We start from the raw sequence: 20,040 nt of genomic DNA on the forward strand, positions 1-20,040 counted from the left end.
GAGTGTCGGTGGACAGTGAAACTGAAACGTGTTCTAGTTTTCCCATGACTGACACGTTTGGAACCGGGATCCTCGCAGGCAAGGTGGCATTCGTCGCGGGCGGAACCCGTGGCATGAACCTCCAGATCGCCCGACGCTACGCCGAGCACGGCGCCAAGGTCGCGGTGCTGAGCCGCAACCAGGAGCGCGTCGACGCTGCGGTGGACGAGCTCAAGCAGATCGGTGGAGAAGTACGCGGCTTCGCGGGAGACGTCCGCGACTACGACCAGATCGACGCCGCCATGAAGGCCACCGCTGAGGAGCTCGGCAACATCGACCTCGTGGTCGCGGGCCAGGCTGGCAACTTCTACGCCCCCGCAGCCGAGATGTCCGCCAACGGCTTCAAGGCCGTCGTCGACATCGACCTGGTCGGCACGTTCAACGTGTTCCGTGCGGCGTACGACGTGCTCAACAAGCGGGGTGCCTCGATGATCGCGATCACCGCGCCCGAGGCCGTACGCCCCCTGAACTTCCAGGCCCACGTGTGCGCCGCCAAGGCCGGCGTCAACATGCTGATCAAGGTCCTCGCGCTCGAGTGGGGGCCCGAGGGCGTCCGGGTCAACGGCATCTCCCCCGGCCCGATCGAGGGATCGTGGGGCATGGAGAACGTCGTCTCGCCGACCCAGGAGATGAAGGACCACATCGGCCAGTCGATGCCACTGCGCCGTTGGGGAACCGTCGACGACGTTGCCGACAGTGCGCTGTTCCTGTCGTCGGACGCGGCGTCCTACATCACCGCGACGATCCTCGACACCGACGGAGGCGCCGTGATCTCGGTGCCTGCCACCGACAAGGCCGACAAGAACGACGTCCGGGTCAAGGGCCGCGGCCACAAGGTCGAGTAGCACTCATTGGTGGCCGGTGAGAACCTTGCCGAGGTGGACGCTGAGCTCTGCGTCCGCGTAGTAGCCGAAGGCGGGGATGTCGTCGTACCCGGCCGTGCGATAGAGCTCGATCGCCTCCGGCTGCGCCATTCCCGTCTCGAGGATGAGCCGCCTGAAGCCGGCAGCACGTGCCGTGGTCTCCAGATGCGCCAGCAGCTCGCGGGCCAGGCCGCGGCGCTGGTAGGCGGGACGTACGTACATCCGCTTGATCTCCGCATCGCCGCCGTCACCGTGCCGACGCCAGCCGCCCATCGCGGCTGGTGCACCGTCGACGTCGATCATGAAGAACGCGCCGTCCGGGGCGTCGAACTCCGACGTGTCGACCGGTGCCGTGTCGCCCTCACCGCCGTAGCGACGGACGTACTCCAGCTGCACCTCCGCAGTCAGCAGAGCCGCGTCGTCGCTGTCATAGCGGGCGACGCGGATCTGATGACTCAGAGGTACTGACCCGTGTTGGCGACCGTGTCGATCGACCGTCCGGGCTCGTTGCCACTCTTGCCGGAGATGAGGGTGCGGATGAACACGATGCGCTCACCCTTCTTGCCCGAGATCCGCGCCCAGTCGTCGGGGTTGGTCGTGTTGGGCAAGTCCTCGTTCTCCTTGAACTCATCGAGGCACGCCTGCAGCATGTGCTGCACCCGCAGGCCCTTCTGGCCGTTCTCGAGGAGGTCCTTGATCGCCATCTTCTTGGCACGGTCGACGATGTTCTGGATCATGGCGCCGGAGTTGAAGTCCTTGAAGTAGAGGACCTCCTTGTCGCCGTTGGCGTAGGTCACCTCGAGGAACTGGTTGTCCTCGGACTCGGTGTACATCCGCTCGACGGTGCGCTGGATCATCCCGTTGGTGCAGGCGGCTCGATCGCCGCCCCACTCCGCCAGGTCGTCAGCATGCAGTGGCAGGTTGGGCGTGAGGTACTTGCTGAAGATGTCGCGCGCCGACTCCGCGTCGGGGCGCTCGATCTTGATCTTGACGTCGAGGCGGCCGGGCCGCAGGATCGCGGGGTCGATCATGTCCTCGCGGTTGGAGGCACCGATCACCAGCACGTTTTCGAGGCCCTCGACACCGTCGATCTCGCTGAGGAGCTGCGGGACGATCGTGTTTTCGACGTCGGAGGAGACGCCCGAACCGCGGGTGCGGAACAACGAGTCCATCTCGTCGAAGAACACGATGACCGGCGTGCCCTCGCTGGCCTTCTCACGGGCACGCTGGAAGACCAGGCGGATGTGCCGCTCGGTCTCGCCGACGTACTTGTTGAGGAGCTCGGGGCCCTTGATGTTGAGGAAGTAGGAACGTCCCTCTTCGCCCGTGCGCTCGGAGACCTTCTTGGCCAGCGACGCCGCGACCGCCTTGGCGATCAACGTCTTGCCGCAGCCGGGAGGACCGTAGAGCAGCACGCCCTTGGGTGGCTTGAGCTCGTGCTCGATGAACAGCTCGGGGTGGAGGTAGGGCATCTCGACCGCGTCGCGAATCGACTCGATCTGGTTCTTGAGGCCGCCGATGCTGTCGTAGTCGATGTCGGGGACCTCCTCGAGCACCAGCTCCTCGACCTCGCTCTTGGGCACCCGTTCGTAGACGTAGCCGGAGCGGCTGTCGAGCAGCAGGGAGTCGCCGGCGCGGATCTTGAGGCCCAGCAGGGGCTCGGCGAGGCGTACGACGCGTTCTTCGTCGGCATTGCCGATCACGAGGGCACGCTCGCCGTCGGCGAGGATCTCTTTCAAGGACACGACTTCGCCGGTCTGCTCGAACTCGAGCGCCATGACGACGTTCATCGCCTCGTTGAGGATGACTTCTTGGCCTTTGCGGAGGTCGTCCTTGTCGACGGTCGGGCTGACGTTGACCCGAAGCTTGCGGCCGCCGGTGAACACGTCGACCGAGTCGTCGTCGTTGCGCTTGAGGAACGTGCCGAAGCCCGTCGGCGGCTGAGCCAGCCGGTCGACTTCTTCCTTGAGGGTGACGATCTGGTCGCGCGCTTCGCGCAGCGTCGACGTCAGCCGCTCGTTCTGGGCGTTGGTGGCCGAGAGCTTCGCCTCGATCTCGGCAAGACGCGAGTCGGTCGAACCCTCGCTTCCGAGCCGGCGGCGCAGGTGCTCGACCTCCGCGCGCAAGTAGCCAAGCTCCTGCTCGGTCTCGCTGGTCTGACCACGCTTCTGGACGGGCTCTTTGTCGGTCATAGCCACCTCCTGCTCGTACGGCCGACCCTACCCGCCCGCTCCACGCGATTGGGTGTCATCTCAGACACAGTCGCGTCGTTTCTTTCAGGAGTCGGTCTCGGGCTCGAGCCCGAGGGGACGCGGGCCCTTGTAGTCGGGCCCGTACGCGCCGGGAGCCGGTCGCCGCGACTTCTCCAGCGAGCGCTGGCCGGGTGCCATCCGCCGGGCAGTCACCAGGAACGCGGTGTGGCCGTTCATCTTGTGGTCGGGTCGCACCGACAGCCCCTCGAGGTGCCAGTCGCGCACCAGCGTCTCCCATGCGTGGGGCTCGGTGAACCCGCCGTCCTCGCGGATGCTCTCGACGAACATCGACAGCTGCGTCGTCGTCGCGACGTACGCGCACACGATGCCTCCCGGCACCAGGCGCTCCGCCGCGAGCGGGATGCAGCTCCACGGGTCGACCATGTCGAGGATCAGGCGGTCGATCTCGGTCTCGGTGATCGCTTCCTTGACGTCCCCCACGGTCAATGTCCAACCGGGTAGGTCGGTGCCGGCGACCTGCTCGACATTGCGGCGGACGTTCTCGGCGAACTCGTCACGGAGCTCGTACGAGCCCAGCGTCCCTTCGGGGCCGATCGCGCGGAGGAGATAGGTCGTCAGACTGCCTGAGCCGGCGCCGGCCTCGACGACTCGTGCGCCGGGGTAGATGTCGGCCATCGTCACGATCTGGGCGGCGTCCTTGGGGTAGATGATCGCGGCGCCGCGCGGCATCGACACGACGTACTCGAACAGCAGTGGACGGAACACCTGGTAGGCGGCGCCCATCGACGACTCGATCACGATCCCCTCGGGGTGGCCGATCATGTCGTCGTGGTCGAGCTGGCCCTTCTTGGTCGAGAACTGGGCCCCGGTCTCGAGCTTGAGGTTGTGCTTGCGTCCCTTGGGATCGGTGAGGCGAACCCATTCACCCTCGACGAGCGGTCCGCTGCGCATGCCGGCGCTCATCGGCTCGCCCGGTAGGCGTCGTCGACGGCTCGCGCGGTCAGCGTGCCGACGACGGTGCCGTCGGCTTCTGTGAGCGCATAGGCGTCTGCGGGATGTGCGGCCATGGCGCGCAGCAAGGTGGCTCCGTGAAGGTCGGCGGCGAGCGGGGGCGCTCCGGGCGGGGGTGGAGACGGGTCGGCCAGCCTACGAGCCACGAGCTGGTTGATGCGCGACGAGCGTCCGGCGTGCCGGAGCGCGTCGGTGGCGCCCTGCCACAGGAACCAGGCGACCAGCAGGGCGATCGCGAGATTGACGCCGACCCGGTCGCCGTCGCGACTGTTGAGGAGTGCGTACGCGACGACACCGATCGCGGCGGCACGGCCGATCCACGCGGCGATGCGCACCCCGGTGGCCTCGTTGCCCGTGACCTGCCAGATGATCGCGCGGAACACGCGCCCACCGTCGAGGGGCAACCCGGGGAGCATGTTGAAGATCGCCACCAGGATGTTGACGTAGCCGATCGACCAGAGGATGTCGGAGGTCGTGCCGTCGAGCGACCCGGACAGCGACAGCGCCGAGACGCCGATCGCGAGGGACGTGAGCGGACCGGCGATCGCGATCGAGAGCTCCTGCCATGGCGTACGGCTCTCGCCCTCGATCATCGTCTCGCCGCCGAGCAGGTGCAGCGTCACGGACTGGACCCGCATGCCGAACCGGCGCGCGGTGAACACGTGGGCGAGCTCGTGGATGAACACCGAGACGTACAGCGCGATCACGAACGTCGCGGCGAGCGCGTACGGGTTGGCGTCGGACCGATCGTCGAACCGCGGCGCGAACAGCACGACGAGCACCACGCCCATGAGCACGACCGACGGCTTGATGAGCAGGTCGACCCCACCGACGCGACCGAGTCGCCAGGTTCCGGGAGGCGAAGAGGGGGAACTCACGCGGCCAACCTATCGTCTCCCGCGTGGTTCCCGGTTTCCGTCGGTGCTGCCGTCTAGCCTGCAGGAATGGACGCCCCGCAGCTCGAGCTTCACGAGTCCGCACCCGGTGTGACGGTGCGCAGCTCGCTGTCCCCGAGCCGGGCAGGCGACTTCCAGAGCTGCCCGCTGCGCTACCGGCTGCGCGTGATCGACCGCATCCCGGAGCCCGCCGACCCCGTGATGGTCCGCGGCACGCTGGTGCACGCCGTGCTCGAAGACCTGCTGGCCGAGCCCGCCGAGAGCCGCACCCTCGACGAGGCCGTCAAGCTCCTGCCGTCCGAGTGGGGCAAGCTGCGCGCCGAGGAGCCGCGACTGGCAGAGCTGTTCACGGCCGAGCAGGCTGCCGAGGAGACGGACTGGCTGGCCTCGGCCGTGTCGCTGCTCGAGACCTACTTCCGCATGGAGGACCCGCGCTACCTCGGCGAGCACACGCGTGAGGAAAAGATCAGCTTCGAGCACGAGTCCGGGCTGACGTTCGCCGGCATCGTCGACCGCATCGACATCGCCCCCGACGGGCGCATTCGCGTGGTCGACTACAAGTCCGGCAAGAGCCCGAGCCCTCTCTACGAGGACAAGGCGCTGTTCCAGATGAAGTTCTACGCACTCGTCATCTGGCGCACTCGCGGCATCCTGCCGACGCTGTTGCAGCTCATGTACATCGGCGACGAGTCCTTCCTCACCTATGAGCCGCAGGAGCAAGACCTGATTGCGACCGAGCGCAAGGTCCTGGCGTTGTGGGACGCCATCGCCTCCGCGGTCGAGCGCCGCGACTTCCCGGCCAAGAAGAGCGGACTGTGCACGTTCTGCTCCCACCAGGCGATTTGCCCCGAGTGGGGTGGCACTCCCCCGCCGTTCCCCGAGATCGTCCCGGAAGTCCCGCTCGTTCCCTAGCTGGCTCGCTCGGCTCAACCACGTGCGGCGGCTTCGCCGCGGGACGCTCACACTCGGTCAGCCTGGTTTCGCGCTCGCTCGCAGGGCTCGCTCGGCTCAACCAAACAAGGCGCGTAGCGCGTCGGGAGTGACGTTCTCGAGGGTCGGCAGCTGCGTACGGCGCGGCGCTTCAGGCACGTTCACGAAGTGCGGGACGACCAGCACGTGGCAGCCAGCCGCGTTGGCCGAAGTGGCACCCGTGCCGGAGTCCTCGATCGCCAGACAGTCGGCGGGCTCGACGCCCAACATCTCCGCCGCCGCGAGATAGGGCTCGGGATGGGGCTTGCCTCGTACGACCTTGTCGCCCGTGACGACCGCTGCAAACGGCGTCGCCGCGGCGATCGGCTCGGCGATCGACGTGTAGGACATCGTCACGAGCGCTTGAGGCGTGCCCTCGGCGTGCAGTGCGTCGATCAGCTCGCGAGCGCCCGGCCGCCACGGGATCTCCTGCCGCAGCGCTGCCGCCAGGCGAAGGACCAGGAAGTCGACGATCTCCTCGGGCGACATGTCGGCCTCGAGCCGATTCTTGATGTATTCGCCCGAGCCGATCAGGGAGTTGCCGACCAGCGCAAGGCCGTCCTCCTGCGTCCACGTCTTGCCATAGCGCTCGGCCAGCTCGTGCTCACCCGCCATCCAGAGTGGCTCGCTGTCGATGATGGTTCCGTCGAGGTCCCACAGCACGGCGGCGTAGTTGGTCACGCGTCCACGGTAGACGTACGCGATCATCGGCGTTCCACGGATTGGTGCTTGCCCGCGAACGCGTGGCGGAAGTGGCACAATGAAGGTTCAGTTCGGGATCCCCCGAGGCCCAGGCGAGCCCGCCGCCGGCTGGAGATCCCCAGCACTCCTTATCCGATCGTTCCCCAAGGATTGCTCGTGTCCAGCACCCAGCACCATCGCCCCGACGCCACCGAAGCCCTCACCGCCCTGCTGCGGAGCCGCATCATGGTGCTCGACGGCGCGATGGGTACGGCAATCCAGCGCGACCGGCCCGACGAGGCCGGCTATCGCGGCGAGCGGTTCAAGGACTGGCCCAGCGACGTCCAGGGCAACAACGACCTCCTCACGCTGACGGCACCAGAGATCATCGCCGGGATCCATCGCGAATATCTCGAGGCCGGCGCCGACATCATCGAGACCAACACGTTCAACGCCAACGCCGTGTCGTTGTCCGACTACGGCATGGAGGAGTTCGCCTACGAGTTCAACTACGAGTCGGCCCGCCTGGCTCGTGCGATGTGCGACGAGGTCGGCACCGAGGAGAAGCCCCGCTATGTCGCGGGCGCGCTCGGTCCGACGACGCGTACGGCGTCGATCTCCCCTGACGTCAACGACCCGAGTGCCCGCAACGTCTCCTACGACCAGCTCGTCGCGGCCTACGAGGATGCGACTCGTGCCCTGCTCGACGGCGGCTCCGACCTGATCTTCATCGAGACGATCTTCGACACGCTGAACGCCAAGGCCGCCATCTCGGCGGTCGAGAACGTCTTCACCGAGTTCGGCCGCCGCTGGCCGGTCGTCATCTCCGGCACCATCACGGATGCCTCCGGGCGTACGTTGTCGGGCCAGACCACCGAGGCCTTCTGGCACTCGGTGCGCCACTCCAAGCCGCTGCTCGTGGGTCTCAACTGTGCTCTCGGCGCCAAGGAGATGCGGCCCTACATCTCCGAGATGAGCCGCGTCGCCGACACGTTCGTCTCTGCCTATCCCAACGCCGGACTCCCCAACGCCTTCGGCGAGTACGACGAGGCTCCTGCGGAGACCGCGGCGATCGTCGCGGAGTTCGCCGACGCCGGTTTCGTCAACCTCGTCGGCGGGTGCTGCGGCACGACGCCGGCGCACATCGCCGAGATCGCGCGCAACGTCGAGGGCAAGGCCCCGCGTACGGTTCCCGAGACCCAGCCGGCGCTTCGACTGTCGGGGCTCGAACCGTTCTCCATCGTCGAGGACACCCTGTTCGTCAACGTCGGCGAACGGACGAACATCACCGGGTCGGCCCGCTTCCGCAACCTCATCAAGGCGGGTGACTACTCGACGGCTCTCAACGTCGCTCGCCAGCAGGTCGAGAACGGTGCTCAGGTCATCGACATCAACATGGACGAGGGCATGATCGACGGCGTCGACGCCATGGATCGCTTCACCAAGCTGATCGCGACCGAGCCCGACATCAGCCGGGTGCCGACCATGATCGACTCCTCGAAGTGGGAGGTCATCGAGGCCGGGCTCAAGAACGTGCAGGGCAAGTCGATCGTCAACTCGATCTCCCTCAAGGAGGGCGAGGAGAAGTTCGTCCGCGAGGCCGAGCTGTGTCGCAAGTACGGCGCCGCGGCCGTCGTCATGGCGTTCGACGAGGACGGCCAGGCCGACAACCTCGAGCGTCGCAAGCAGATCTGTGAGCGCGCCTACCGGATCCTGGTCGACCAGGTCGGCTTCCCGCCCGAGGACATCATCTTCGACCCCAACGTGTTCGCGGTTGCCACCGGCATCGAGGAGCACGCCAACTACGGCGTCGACTTCATCGAGGCCACCCGCTGGATCAAGCAGAACCTGCCGGGAGCCAAGGTGTCCGGCGGCGTCTCGAACGTGTCGTTCTCGTTCCGCGGCAACAACCCCGTGCGCGAGGCGATCCACGCGGTGTTCCTCTACCACGCGATCGGCGCGGGCATGGACATGGGAATTGTCAACGCCGGTGCCCTCGAGGTCTACGACCAGGTGCCTGAGCTGCTGCGCGAGCGCATCGAGGACGTCATCCTCAACCGCCGCCCCGACAGCACCGAGCGACTCCTCGAGATCGCCGGAGACTTCGCGGGTGACGGTTCCGTCAAGGAGGTCGCCTCCGAGGAGTGGCGTTCACTCCCGGTCACCGAACGCATCACCCACGCGCTGGTCAAGGGCATCGACGAGTTCGCCGAGGACGACACCGAGGAGCTTCGCGCGATGATCGCCGAGCGCGGCGGGCGTCCGATCGAGGTCATCGAGGGTCCGCTGATGGACGGCATGAACGTCGTGGGTGACCTGTTCGGCGAGGGCAAGATGTTCCTCCCGCAGGTCGTGAAGTCAGCCCGTGTCATGAAGAAGGCTGTCGCCTATCTCCTGCCGTTCATCGAGGCGGAGAAGAAGCCCGGCGACGCCGAGCGCACCAACGGCAAGGTCGTGATGGCGACCGTCAAGGGCGACGTCCACGACATCGGCAAGAACATCGTCGGCGTCGTGCTGCAGTGCAACAACTACGACGTCGTCGACCTCGGCGTGATGGTCCCTGCCCAGAAGATCCTCGACGCTGCCAAGGAGGAGGGTGCCGACGTGATCGGTCTCTCGGGCCTCATCACGCCGTCGCTCGACGAGATGGTCAACCTCGCCTCGGAGATGGAGCGGCAAGGCTTCGACATCCCGCTGCTGATCGGCGGCGCCACGACGTCGCGCGCACATACGGCCGTCAAGGTCGACGCGAAGTACCACGGCCCGGTGATCTGGGTGAAGGACGCCTCACGCTCCGTACCCGTCGTCGCCGCACTGCTGTCGGACGAGCAGCGGCCCAAGCTGCTCGCCGACACCCAGGCCGACTACGACTCGCTCCGTGAACGCCACGCGGCACGCCAGGATGCGCGTTCGCTGCTCCCGCTCGCCGCTGCGCGTGACAACGCGACGCCGATCGACTGGACCGGCTACCAGCCGCCGCGACCACGCATGCTCGCCAAGCAGGCCCGCGACTCGCACACCGACGACTACCACGTGTCCGGTACCCCGACCCAGTTCGTCAAGACGTTCAGCGACTACTCGCTCGACGAGCTGCGCAAGTACATCGACTGGCAGCCGTTCTTCAACGCGTGGGAGATGAAGGGCAAGTTCCCCGACATCCTCAACAACCCGACGACCGGCGAGGCCGCGCGCAAGCTCTATGACGACGGCCAGGCCATGCTCGACCGCCTGATCGAGGAGAAGTGGATCCGCGCCAACGGCGTGTTCGGCCTCTTCCCGGCCAGCCAGATCGAGGGTGACGCGATCGAGGTCTACACCGACGAGTCGCGTACCGAGGTCCGTACGGTGCTCAACCAGCTGCGCCAGCAGGGTGAGCACCGCGATGGCGTGCCCAACCGGTCGCTCGCCGACTTCGTGGCGCCCAAGGACACCGGGCTGCGCGACTACGTCGGTGCGTTCGCGGTCACCGCCGGCATCGGCATCACCGACAAGATCATGGAGTTCAAGAAGGAGCTCGACGACTACAGCGCGATCCTGCTCGAGTCCCTCGCCGATCGTCTGGCCGAGGCCTTTGCCGAGCGCATGCACGAGCGCGTACGCAAGGAGTTCTGGGCGCACGCACCGCACGAGGCCTTCTCCAACGATGAGCTCATCAAGGAGAAGTACGAAGGCATTCGCCCTGCTCCGGGCTACCCGGCGTGCCCCGAGCACACCGAGAAGCTCCGCATCTGGGACCTTCTCGACGTCGAGGCCAACACCGGTATCGAGCTGACGGACAGCATGGCGATGTGGCCCGGCGCGGCGGTCAGCGGCCTCTACTTCTCGCACCCGCAGTCGCAGTACTTCGTGGTCGGTCGCATCGGGCGTGACCAGGTCGAGGACTACGCCGAGCGCAAGGGCTGGTCGATCGACGAGGCCGAGAAGTGGCTGTCCCCCAACCTCGGCTACCGCACGGAGAATGAGTGATCGCCGCGTAGGGTGAAGGTGTGACCGACATTGACATCCCGCCGCTGCGTGATCCCTGGATGGTTGCGGCGTTCGAGGGGTGGAACGACGCTGCCGACGCCGCTTCCGGCGCCGTCGACCACCTCATCGAGGAGTGGGACGCCGAGCTGTTGATCGAGCTCGACCCGGAGGACTACTACGACTTCCAGGTGCATCGCCCGCACGTCACGACCGACGAGGACGACGAGCGCGTCATCGTCTGGCCGGCACCGTCGATCTTCCATGCCCGGCCGCGGCACAGCGACCGGGACGTGTTGCTCCTGCGTGCACCCGAGCCCAACTTCCGGTGGAGCGCGTTCTGCTCGACCGTGATCGGTGTCGCCAAGCTCGCCGGGGTCACCGAGCTCATCACGCTCGGCGCGCTGCTGGCGGACTCGCCGCACACCCGCCCCGTACCCGTGAGCGGTTCCACGAGCGACAAGGCGCTCATGGAACGAATGTCGCTGCAGCCGTCGCGCTACACCGGCCCGATCGGCATCACGACGGTGCTCAACGACACCGCTGCGCGCGAGGGCATCGCCACGGCATCATTGTGGGCGGCCGTACCCCACTATCTCGCGGAGCCACCCTGCCCCAAGGCGACACTCGCGCTGCTCGGTTCACTGGAGGACGCGCTCGGCATACCCCTCCCCCAAGGCGTGCTGGTCGAGATGACCGATGCGTGGCAGCGCGGAGCCGAGGACCTCGCGTCGCGCGACTCCGAGATCGCCGAGTACGTCGAGGCGCTCGAGCAGGAGCGCGACACCAGCGACCTGCCCGAGGCGAGCGGCGACGCGATCGCCCGAGAGTTCGAGCGCTACCTCCGACGCCGCAACGTCGACCCCGAGTGACTCATTCGTCGACGAGCCGTCTCATCAGGTCGATGCCGGCCTTGAGGGTCTTGCGCTCCTCGGCGTCGAGCCGGGTGGAGATCGCGTCGTTGACCCAGGCGTCCGCGGTTCGCCGGAACTCCACCATCGAGGTACGACCCGACGCGCTGATCTCGATGAGCATCTGACGACCGTCGGCCGGATCGGAGTGGCGTTCGACGAGCCCAGCGGTGAGCAGCTGTGCGACGGTGTGCGCCATGGACTGCGGGCGTACGCCCTCCAGCGCCGCGAGCTGGCTGGTCGTGATGGGACCCCGACGCATGAGTGTGCTGAGCACGTTGAACTGCGGCTGCGGGATCTCCCGGTCCTGTCTGAACCGGCGGACCAGCTGGGCGACCACGACGCGGAGCTCTTCGGCAACGGGTGTCTGATCCATCACATCAGCGTACAGAACTAGACAGTCTTTCTGTATAGTTTCGGACGTGATGTCACTCCGGGAACGCTTGTTCATCCCGGCCCTCCTGTTCGTCGGCGCGGTCAACGCCATCATCAGCAGCCTCGGTGCGCCGCTGCTCCCCCAGATCGCCCGAGACCTCGACGCCAGCATCTCGAGCACGCAGTGGGCCCTGACCTCGACGATCGTGGTGGCGGCCATCGCATCACCGCTGGTCGGACGCATGGGTGACGGACGACATCGACGCACCGTCATCGCCGTGTGCCTGAGCGCGGTCGTGATCGGCTGCGCCGTCGCCGCACTCGCGACATCGCTCGGCCCGCTGATCTTCGGGCGTGCGCTCCAGGGACTCGGCATGGCGATCATGCCGCTGACGATGGCAGCCGCCCGCGACCACCTCCCGGCAGACAAGGCACGCAGCGTCATCGCCGGCCTGTCCGTCGTCGGCGCTGCAGGAGTCGGCCTCGGCTATCCCCTCACCGGACTGGTCGCCGATCACGGCGGTGTCGCGGCGGCGTACTGGCTGGGTACGGGCATCAGCGTGGTGTCGCTGACGCTTGCGGTGTGGGTCGTGTCGCCGCCCAACGAGGCCCGCGACGACAGCGACCTCGACATCCTCGGCGCACTGGTCGTGGCCGTCGGCCTGGTGCTCGTGCTCATCCCGCTCGACAAGGCCGTCGACTGGGGCTGGGGATCCCCGGCCGTGATCGGGATGCTGGCGGTCGGTGTCGTGTGCATGGTCCTGTGGACCTTCCACGAGCTGCGTACGAGCCATCCCCTGGTCGACCTGCGCCTCCTCAAGCACCGCGCGGTGCTGACCGCCAACATCGCCGGACTGCTGCTCGGACTCACGATGTACATCCTCATGGTGGTCATCGCGCAGTTCGTCCAGCTCGACACGTTCGGGCTGGGTGAGACGATCTTCGTCGCCGGACTGACGCTCGTTCCCATGTCGATCTTCAGCTTCCTGATGACCCTCGCACTCCCCCGGCTCCAGTCCCGCTTCAGCACTCGCTCCGTGATGCCGTTCGGTGCGCTCGCCGTCGCGTTGGGCGCCCTGCTCTTCGGCCTCACCGCCACGGCGCTGTGGCAGGTGCTGGTGTGCATGGCACTCGTCGGCGTCGGCATGGGTACGACGTTCGCTGCGCTTCCGGGTCTCATCGTCCGAGCCGTGCCAGCCGAGGAGACCGGCAGCGCGATGGGCTTCTACCAGGTGTCGCGTTTCATCGGGTTCGCGCTCGGTTCGGGTCTCGCCGTGACGTTCCTACGCGGATTCGGCGACGACGGCGTACCCACGCTCGACTCCTACAGGTCCACAGCTCTCGTCATCGTCGGGCTCGGGATCGTCACCGCACTCGTGACCTGGCTGCTCCCGGCTCGTCCCAAGGCTGCTCCGCCCGAGCCCGACGTGGAGCGATTCCAGGTCGAGGACGGCATGCTCGCCTCGGCCGGCCTGGAAGATGCCGCGCCAGCTGACGCGGCCGGCATCACTCGTTAGAGGAGCACGCCCAGCAAGGCGTCAATGGCCGTACGAGCGGTGGCGCCGGCCTCGGCGTCGTCGCCGGATCCCGCGGCCCAGGCGTCCACCGCGGCAAGGGCGGCAGGCGCGTCGAGGTCGTCGGCCATCGCTGCCCTGACCGCAGCGACGAGATCCTGGCCGGACGGGCCCGTCGGGCGGGCAACAGCCGTACGCCACGCCGCGAGGCGCGCCTCGGCTCCGTCGATCTCGCCACCGAACCATTCCCAGTCGCTGCGGTAGTGGTGCGCCAGGAGCGCCAGTCGGATCGCCATGGGGTCGCGGCCTTCGGCTCGGAGCTTCGACACCAGGACGAGATTGCCCTTGGACTTCGACATCTTCTCGCCGTCGTAGCCGACCATGCCGGCATGGACGTAGGCACGCGCGAATGGTTCGTGGGTTGCCACGGTCGCCTCCGACGCCGACATCTCGTGGTGCGGGAACACGAGGTCGGAGCCGCCGCCCTGCACGTCGAACGCCGTGCCGAGGTGGTGCAGCGCAATCGCAGCGCACTCGATGTGCCAGCCGGGACGACCACGGCCGAGCCTGGTCTCCCACGAAGGCTCGCCGGGACGCTCCGCGAGCCACAGCAGGCAGTCGAGTGGGTGCTTCTTGCCCGGCCGGTCCGGGTCTCCACCACGCTCGGGGAAGATCTGCAGCATCGTCTGCTCGTCGAACCCCGAGACCGTGCCGAACGCCGCGTCGGCGTGCACGTCGAAGTAGAGGTCGTCGTCGACGCGGTAGACGGCACCGGCGGCCTCGAGCGTGTCGATCAGGTCGACCACCAGGTCGATCGACTCGACCGCGCCGACGTACGCGGCCGGTGCCAGCACGCGCAACGCGGTCATGTCGTCGCGGAACAGCTGGGTCTCGCGCTCGGCCAGCTCCACCCAGTCGATGCCGGTGGCGGTGGCGCGTTCAAGCAGCGGGTCGTCGACGTCCGTCACGTTCTGGGTGTAGGTGACGTCGAGTCCGCGGTCGAGCCAGACGCGTTGCAGAAGATCGAAGGCGAGGTAGGTCGAGGCGTGGCCGAGATGGGTTGCGTCGTAGGGCGTGATGCCGCAGACGTACAGACGGGCGGCCCCCTCGGGGTCGCTCGTGACGGCACCCTTGGATGCCGAGTCGTGGATCGTGAGCGCAGGTCCGCGCCCGAGTCCGAGAGCGTCGAGTGACGGGACCTCGGGTGACGACCAGCTACGCATGTGTCGAGCGTATCGGCAGGGCGAACACGGCATGTCGACGGCTGGACTGCTGGATGCGGTGCAGAATGACGACGTGATCATTGACTGCGCCGTCTACCGCGACGGTGTCCGAGAATCCACCGAGCACCACACCTCCGCACTCGAGGAGGCGCTGGCTGGTCTGGGGGACGACGACTTCCTGTGGATCGGCATCGGCAACCCCCGGACCGACGAGCTCGAACGCGTCGCGGAGACGCTGGGCCTGCACCCGCTTGCCGTCGAGGACGCACTCGAGGCGCACCAGCGGCCCAAGGTCGAGCGCTATCCCGATCACATCTTCATGACCCTGCGCTCGGTCTCCTACAGCGACGACGACATCACGACGCACGAGGTCAACATCTTCATGGGCAAGAAGTTCCTGCTCACGGTGCGCCACGGCGGCCCCGACCTCAAGGACGCCAGACGCTCGGCCGAGAACATGATCGAGCCACTGTCGCACGGCCCGACTGCGGCCCTTCACGCTGTGGTCGACACGATCGTCGACCGCTACGAGGACGTGGCCCGGGAGCTCGAGACCGACGTCGAGGAGGTCGAGTCGTCGGTCTTCTCCAGCGAGTTCTCCAACGACTCGTCGCGCATCTACCGGCTCAAGCGCGAGACGCTCGAGTTCAGGCGCGCGGTCTTCCCGTTGCGGGATCCGGTGGAGCGTTTTGCGACGACGTCGATGCCCGAGGACGCGCGACCATACTTCCGCGACATCGGCGACCATCTGGCCCGCGCGGCTGAAGCCATCGACTCGATCGACAAGCTGCTCGACAACGCCCTCAACGCCCACCTGGCGCAGCTGAGCGTCCAGCAGAACGAGGACATGCGCAAGCTGACGGCCGGTGCCACGATCTTCGCGGTGCCAACCGCCGTGGCGGGCGTCTACGGCATGAACTTCGAGCACATGCCGGAGCTGTCGTGGTCGTTCGGCTACCCACTCGTCGTGGGGCTGACTGCCGGAGTCTGCCTCTACATCTACCGACGCTTCAAGCGCTCAGGCTGGCTCTGATCAGCTGACCGTGACGACCGAGGTCATCGCACCGGTTGCGACCAGCACCAATACGAGCACGCCCAGCGCCACGCGGTAGACCACGAACGGTGTGTAGGACTTCTTGCTGACGTACTCGAGCAGCCAGTGGATCACGGCGAGGCCGACGACGAACGAGACGACGGTCGCAACGATCGTCGGACCGGGTCCGTAGGCGTTGGCCTGTCCCGGGATGTCCTTGAGGTTGTAGATGCCCGCTCCGAGCACGGCGGGAATCGCCAGGAGGAACGCATAGCGTGTCGCGGCACGGCGTTCGTAGCCCAGCAGCAGACCCATCGTGATGGTGCCGCCGGAGCGGCTCACGCCGGGGAACAGTGCACAGGACTGCGCCAGCCCGAACAGGACGGCGTCGCGGTAGGTGAGCTTCTCGATGGGCCGGTTCTTGAGGCCCCAGCGCTCGGCGAAGCCGAGGAGCAGGCCGAACAGGATCAGCGCGACAGCGATCAGCGCGACGCGGCGGAACTCGTGCTTGATCGCATCCTGGAACAGCAGGCCGAGGATGACGATCGGGACCGAGCCGATGATGACGAACCAGCCCATTCGCCACTCGAGAGCCTCACGAGCACCGGCGTTGAACACCCCCTTGAGCCAACCCGTGGCAATCGTGACGATGTCGCGCCAGAAATAGATCAGGACGGCGAGCTCGGTGCCGATCTGGATCACCGCCGTGAACGCGGCGCCCGGATCGTCCCAGCCGAGGAACTTGGGGAAGATCGCGAGGTGTGCGCTGCTGGAGATGGGAAGGAATTCGGTCAGTCCCTGGAGAACGCCCAGGAACACGGCACGGAGAAAGTCCACTGTGCGAGCCTACCGGCGTCTCAACCAGTGCCCGACTAGCGTTGCGTTCATGCAGCATCGCCGCGTCGGCCACTCGGGTCTCGAGGTCTCGCGGCTCGCGCTCGGCACGATGTCGTGGGGTGCGGCGGTCGACGGCTACGAGGCGGAGGAGCAGCTCAAGACCTTCCTCGACGCCGGCGGCACGCTGGTCGACACCGCACCGATCTATGGTGACGGCAACTGCGAGGAGCTGCTCGGCACGCTGCTCACCAAGACCGGCGTGCGCGACAAGATCGTGCTGGCCGGCAAGGCGGCGTTGATCCATCGCGACGGCGAGGTCGTACGCGATGGTTCGCGCAAGACGTTGCTCGCCCAGCTCGAGCTCTCGCTGCAGCAGCTCGGCACGGATCACCTGGACCTGTGGCAGATCCACCGCTGGGACGAGAAGACTCCGATCGAGGAGACGTTGGCGACGCTCGAGCAGGTGGTCCGTTCGGGCAAGGTCACGTACGTCGGCATCTCCAACTTCACCGGCTGGCAGACGTCACTCGCGCACACCTGGCTCGCCGGGCGTCCCGACGCGCTGCCGTTGGTGAGCACTCAGGTCGAGTACTCGTTGGTGCACCGCGAGCCGGAGGACGAGGTGTTGCCCGCTGCCGACCACCACGGCATCGGCGTGCTGGCATGGTCGCCGCTGGGTCGTGGCGTGCTCACGGGCAAGTACCGCACGGGCATTCCGGCCGACTCGCGTGCTGCAGATCCCGGGTGGGGCGACTTCGTGTCGCGCTACTTGACGCCCGGCAAGTCGGCCGTCGTCGAAGCCGCTGCACGAGCGTCCGAGGGGTTGGGCGTCACGGTCGCGCACGTGTCGCTCGCCTGGCTGTTGGGCCGTCCCGGTGTCGCCTCGGCGATCGTCGGGGCGCGTACGACGGCGCAGCTGCAGGAAAGTCTCGCCGCAGACGAGCTGGAGCTCCCACCGGAGATCGTCCAGGCTCTCGACGACGTGTCGGCGGCAGCCAGATGAAAGGCAACAGATGATCGAGTACGAGTTCTGGAACCTGACGATCCCCCGCACGAAGTCTCGTACGGCCGTGTGCCGCATGCTGACCGACGCGGCGGAATATCACGGCTGGGAGCTCGACCGATTGCGCAAGGACGGGACCGGCGAACGTACCGTCGTGCTGCGTCGCAAGATCATGCGCATGCGCAGCACCCTCTAGACCAGGTTGAGGAACTCGTCGAACACCCTCGAGCCGAACTCGAGCGCGTCGACGGGTACGCGCTCGTCGACGCCGTGGAACAACGCGGTGAAGTCGAGGTCGGCCGGCAGTCGCAGCGGCGTGAAGCCGTAGGACGTGATCCCGAGCTTGTGCCATGCCTTGGCGTCCGTGCCGCCCGACATCAGGAACGGCGCGATGTGGGCCTCGGGGTCCTGGCTGTGCAGTGCAACCGTCATGGCGTCGACCAGGTCGCCCTCGAAGGCGTATTCCAAGGCCGCATCGCTGATGTAGGGCTCGACCGTGACGTGACGGCCGACGATCTCCCTGACGGTCGGCAGGAACGTGTCGGCGTGGCCGGGCAGGTAGCGCCCATCGACGTAGGCGACAGCTTCGCCGGGTACGACGTTGTGCTTGTAGCCGGCCTGGAGCATGGTCGCGTTGGTCGTGTTGCGGATGCCGGCGCCGATCATGCGTACGGCGGGTCCGAACAGCTCGAGCAGCTCATCGGGTGACCCGTCCGTGCCACTGAGCTCACCTACCTTGCCCAACAGGAGCTGCATCGACGGACCGGGGGCGTCGGGCCACTCGTGCTCTCCCAGTGCGAGCAGGGCACGGGCGAGGTGGGTCACGGCGTTGTCGGCGTTCTTCATCGAGCCGTGGCCGGCGGTGCCGTGGGCACGCAACCGCATCCAGGCGATGCCCTTCTCTCCGGACTCGATCAGATAGAGGCGCTGGCCGCCGATCTCGGTGGAGAACCCGCCGACCTCGCCGATGGCCTCGGTGCACCCCTCGAACAGCTCGGGATGGTGCTCGACGAGCCAGTGCGCGCCGAGGACTCCGCCCGCCTCCTCGTCGGCGGTGAACACGAGCGTGATCGGGCGATCCGGGATGACACCGGCACGCTGTCGGGCACGGACGACCGACAGCAGCATCGCGTCGAAGTCCTTCATGTCGACCGCGCCTCGGCCGAAGAGATAGCCGTCGACGACCTCTGCAGCGAACGGTGCGACCTTCCAGTCGGCCGCCTGTGCGGGCACGACGTCGAGGTGCCCGTGGATCAGCAGCCCGGGCTTGCTGGAGTCCTGGTTGCCCCAGCGTGCGACGACGCTGGCACGTCCCGCCTCGGACTCGAAGATCTGCGACTCGATGCCGACCTCGGCCAGTGACCCCGCAACGTACTCCGCCGCTCGACGCTCCCCCGGTCCCGAGTCGTCACCGTAGTTGGATGTGTCGATGCGGATCAGGTCGCGGCAGATGTCGAGTGCTTCAGATTCTGGCGAGTACCCCATAGCGTGATCCTACGCACGACACTTGACCATCGGGAGGTTCACTCATGCCGGCAGTGGTGCTTGCCATGACGACGTCGCTCGACGGCTTCGCGACCGGCCCTGACATCAGCGTCGAGGACGCCATGGGGGTCGGTGGCGAGGCCCTGCATGAGTGGATCTTCGGCGACGATCCGGTCGACCAAAAGGTCGCCAGGAGCCTGTCTGCCGGCATCGGTGCGTGCATCATCGGCCGTACGATGCACGACCTCGGGGTCCCGCACTGGGAGGACGTGCCCTATCCGCTGCCCACCGTCGTGCTGACGCACGAGGAGCTGCCTGATCGCCAGATGAAGAGCGACTCGTTCCGCTACGTGGCCGGCGTCGAGCAGGCGCTCGCCAGGGCCAAGGAGCTGGCCGGCGACAAGGACGTCCTCGTCATGGGTGGCTCCGCCACGGCGCAGCAGTTCCTCAACGCCGGACTGATCGACGAGATCCGCCTGAGCATCGCCCACCTCCTGCTGGGAGACGGCGTACGTCTCTTCGACGACCTCGACGTCGCGCCCGGACTCGAGACCGTGTCGTCGGAGTCGAGCACGCACGCCACGCACCTGGTGCTCCGCACGACGGCCTAGGTCGTGCCAGACACGGCCTCGGTCAGCAACCCGTCGATCACCCGTCCGAACAGCCAGGAGCCGGCGCGGCGTGTCAGGCCGTCGAGCACCCGCGGCACGCTCCGGACGCGGATCTCCTCGACCCACGTGACACGGCTGCCGTCACCGTACGTGTCGACGCTCAGCTCGGCCCAGCCCGACACCAGTCGGCCACGCTTCTCGAGGCGGCAGAACGACGGTTCCTCCCACGTGACGACGTCCATCGGATCGTCGAAGCCGATCGGCCCGAGCCCCGTACGCGCGACGAAGCCCGTGGGCGTCATCGACACCGTGGTCAGCGGCACGAACCGGCCGTGGGCTGGCCAGTCGGTGACGCGCTGCCAGGCAACATCTGGGCTGAGGCGTACCTCGCGAACGATCTGGATCCGGGCCAC

General features: G+C 67.1%; 19 protein-coding genes. 9 read left to right on the forward strand and 10 right to left on the reverse strand.

Annotated features, from left to right (window positions below; all coding sequences use genetic code 11):
- Positions 1-44 precede the first annotated feature (44 nt).
- Positions 45-884 carry an SDR family oxidoreductase gene (locus ABD683_RS16685; RefSeq protein WP_344771199.1) on the forward strand — a complete coding sequence of 280 codons (840 nt, stop codon included), beginning with the start codon at positions 45-47 and terminating at the stop codon, positions 882-884.
- Positions 885-887: 3 nt separating this feature from the next.
- Here ABD683_RS16685 and ABD683_RS16690 read toward each other — a convergent pair whose 3' ends face one another.
- From ABD683_RS16690 to ABD683_RS16705, 4 genes are all read right to left on the reverse strand, one after another.
- On the reverse strand, positions 888-1,298 hold the full coding sequence (locus ABD683_RS16690) for a GNAT family N-acetyltransferase (RefSeq protein WP_344771200.1): 411 nt from the start codon (positions 1,296-1,298) through the stop codon (positions 888-890).
- A 59-nt stretch (positions 1,299-1,357) separates the two neighbouring features.
- The gene (arc, locus tag ABD683_RS16695) at positions 1,358-3,094 is read right to left on the reverse strand and encodes a proteasome ATPase (RefSeq protein WP_344771201.1); all 1,737 of its coding nucleotides are present in this window, start codon (positions 3,092-3,094) and stop codon (positions 1,358-1,360) included.
- A gap of 84 nt (positions 3,095-3,178) precedes the next feature.
- Entirely contained in the window at positions 3,179-4,066 is an 888-nt protein-coding gene (locus tag ABD683_RS16700) for a tRNA (adenine-N1)-methyltransferase (RefSeq protein ID WP_344771202.1), read from the reverse strand.
- A gap of 8 nt (positions 4,067-4,074) precedes the next feature.
- Positions 4,075-5,004, reverse strand: coding sequence for a site-2 protease family protein (locus ABD683_RS16705; RefSeq protein WP_344771203.1), 930 nt, complete (start codon positions 5,002-5,004; stop codon positions 4,075-4,077).
- Between the two features lie 66 nt (positions 5,005-5,070).
- Here ABD683_RS16705 and ABD683_RS16710 point away from each other — a divergent pair, with 66 nt between their 5' ends.
- Entirely contained in the window at positions 5,071-5,934 is an 864-nt protein-coding gene (locus ABD683_RS16710; protein ID WP_344771204.1) for a RecB family exonuclease, read from the forward strand.
- A 96-nt stretch (positions 5,935-6,030) separates the two neighbouring features.
- Here ABD683_RS16710 and ABD683_RS16715 read toward each other — a convergent pair whose 3' ends face one another.
- Positions 6,031-6,672 (reverse strand): HAD family hydrolase, encoded by a 642-nt coding sequence (locus tag ABD683_RS16715; RefSeq protein ID WP_344771205.1) that lies wholly within the window; start codon positions 6,670-6,672, stop codon positions 6,031-6,033.
- Positions 6,673-6,918: 246 nt separating this feature from the next.
- On the opposite strand from ABD683_RS16715, the gene metH reads away from it, so the two are divergent.
- The gene (metH, locus tag ABD683_RS16720) at positions 6,919-10,638 is read left to right on the forward strand and encodes a methionine synthase (protein ID WP_425548537.1); all 3,720 of its coding nucleotides are present in this window, start codon (positions 6,919-6,921) and stop codon (positions 10,636-10,638) included.
- Positions 10,639-10,658: 20 nt separating this feature from the next.
- Positions 10,659-11,507 (forward strand): PAC2 family protein, encoded by an 849-nt coding sequence (locus ABD683_RS16725; protein ID WP_344771207.1) that lies wholly within the window; start codon positions 10,659-10,661, stop codon positions 11,505-11,507.
- A 1-nt stretch (position 11,508) separates the two neighbouring features.
- On the opposite strand, the gene ABD683_RS16730 is transcribed toward ABD683_RS16725, so the two are convergent.
- The gene (locus ABD683_RS16730) at positions 11,509-11,922 is read right to left on the reverse strand and encodes a MarR family winged helix-turn-helix transcriptional regulator (RefSeq protein ID WP_344771208.1); all 414 of its coding nucleotides are present in this window, start codon (positions 11,920-11,922) and stop codon (positions 11,509-11,511) included.
- A gap of 49 nt (positions 11,923-11,971) precedes the next feature.
- Here ABD683_RS16730 and ABD683_RS16735 point away from each other — a divergent pair, with 49 nt between their 5' ends.
- Positions 11,972-13,438, forward strand: coding sequence for an MFS transporter (locus ABD683_RS16735; RefSeq protein ID WP_344771618.1), 1,467 nt, complete (start codon positions 11,972-11,974; stop codon positions 13,436-13,438).
- Here ABD683_RS16735 and mshC read toward each other — a convergent pair.
- Positions 13,435-14,658, reverse strand: coding sequence for a cysteine--1-D-myo-inosityl 2-amino-2-deoxy-alpha-D-glucopyranoside ligase (mshC, locus tag ABD683_RS16740; RefSeq protein ID WP_344771209.1), 1,224 nt, complete (start codon positions 14,656-14,658; stop codon positions 13,435-13,437). The genes ABD683_RS16735 and mshC overlap by 4 nt on opposite strands.
- Positions 14,659-14,689: 31 nt before the next feature.
- Here mshC and corA point away from each other — a divergent pair, with 31 nt between their 5' ends.
- Positions 14,690-15,691, forward strand: a complete 1,002-nt coding sequence (corA, locus tag ABD683_RS16745) for a magnesium/cobalt transporter CorA (RefSeq protein ID WP_344771210.1) — start codon at positions 14,690-14,692, stop codon at positions 15,689-15,691.
- On the opposite strand, the gene ABD683_RS16750 is transcribed toward corA, so the two are convergent.
- Positions 15,692-16,528 (reverse strand): undecaprenyl-diphosphate phosphatase, encoded by an 837-nt coding sequence (locus tag ABD683_RS16750; RefSeq protein ID WP_344771211.1) that lies wholly within the window; start codon positions 16,526-16,528, stop codon positions 15,692-15,694. It abuts the gene before it with no gap.
- Positions 16,529-16,577: 49 nt separating this feature from the next.
- Between ABD683_RS16750 and ABD683_RS16755 the strand changes: the two genes are divergently transcribed.
- Both ABD683_RS16755 and ABD683_RS16760 read left to right on the forward strand, forming a co-directional pair.
- Positions 16,578-17,531: an aldo/keto reductase gene (locus ABD683_RS16755; RefSeq protein WP_344771212.1), complete on the forward strand. Its 954-nt coding sequence runs from the start codon at positions 16,578-16,580 to the stop codon at positions 17,529-17,531.
- A gap of 10 nt (positions 17,532-17,541) precedes the next feature.
- Entirely contained in the window at positions 17,542-17,727 is a 186-nt protein-coding gene (locus ABD683_RS16760) for a DUF5703 family protein (RefSeq protein WP_344771213.1), read from the forward strand.
- Here the strand turns inward: ABD683_RS16760 and ABD683_RS16765 are convergent.
- Complete coding sequence (locus ABD683_RS16765) at positions 17,724-19,016, reverse strand: M20/M25/M40 family metallo-hydrolase (protein ID WP_344771214.1); 1,293 nt, start codon at positions 19,014-19,016, stop codon at positions 17,724-17,726. The two genes, ABD683_RS16760 and ABD683_RS16765, sit on opposite strands and share 4 nt — an antisense overlap.
- Positions 19,017-19,060: 44 nt before the next feature.
- Between ABD683_RS16765 and ABD683_RS16770 the strand changes: the two genes are divergently transcribed.
- Positions 19,061-19,627 (forward strand): dihydrofolate reductase family protein, encoded by a 567-nt coding sequence (locus ABD683_RS16770; protein WP_344771215.1) that lies wholly within the window; start codon positions 19,061-19,063, stop codon positions 19,625-19,627.
- Here the strand turns inward: ABD683_RS16770 and ABD683_RS16775 are convergent.
- A complete protein-coding gene (locus ABD683_RS16775) occupies positions 19,624-20,040 on the reverse strand; it encodes an SRPBCC family protein (protein ID WP_344771216.1) in 417 nt (138 codons plus the stop codon). The genes ABD683_RS16770 and ABD683_RS16775 overlap by 4 nt on opposite strands.

The organism is Aeromicrobium panaciterrae, assembly GCF_039537165.1.
Lineage (GTDB): Bacteria > Actinomycetota > Actinomycetes > Propionibacteriales > Nocardioidaceae > Aeromicrobium > Aeromicrobium panaciterrae.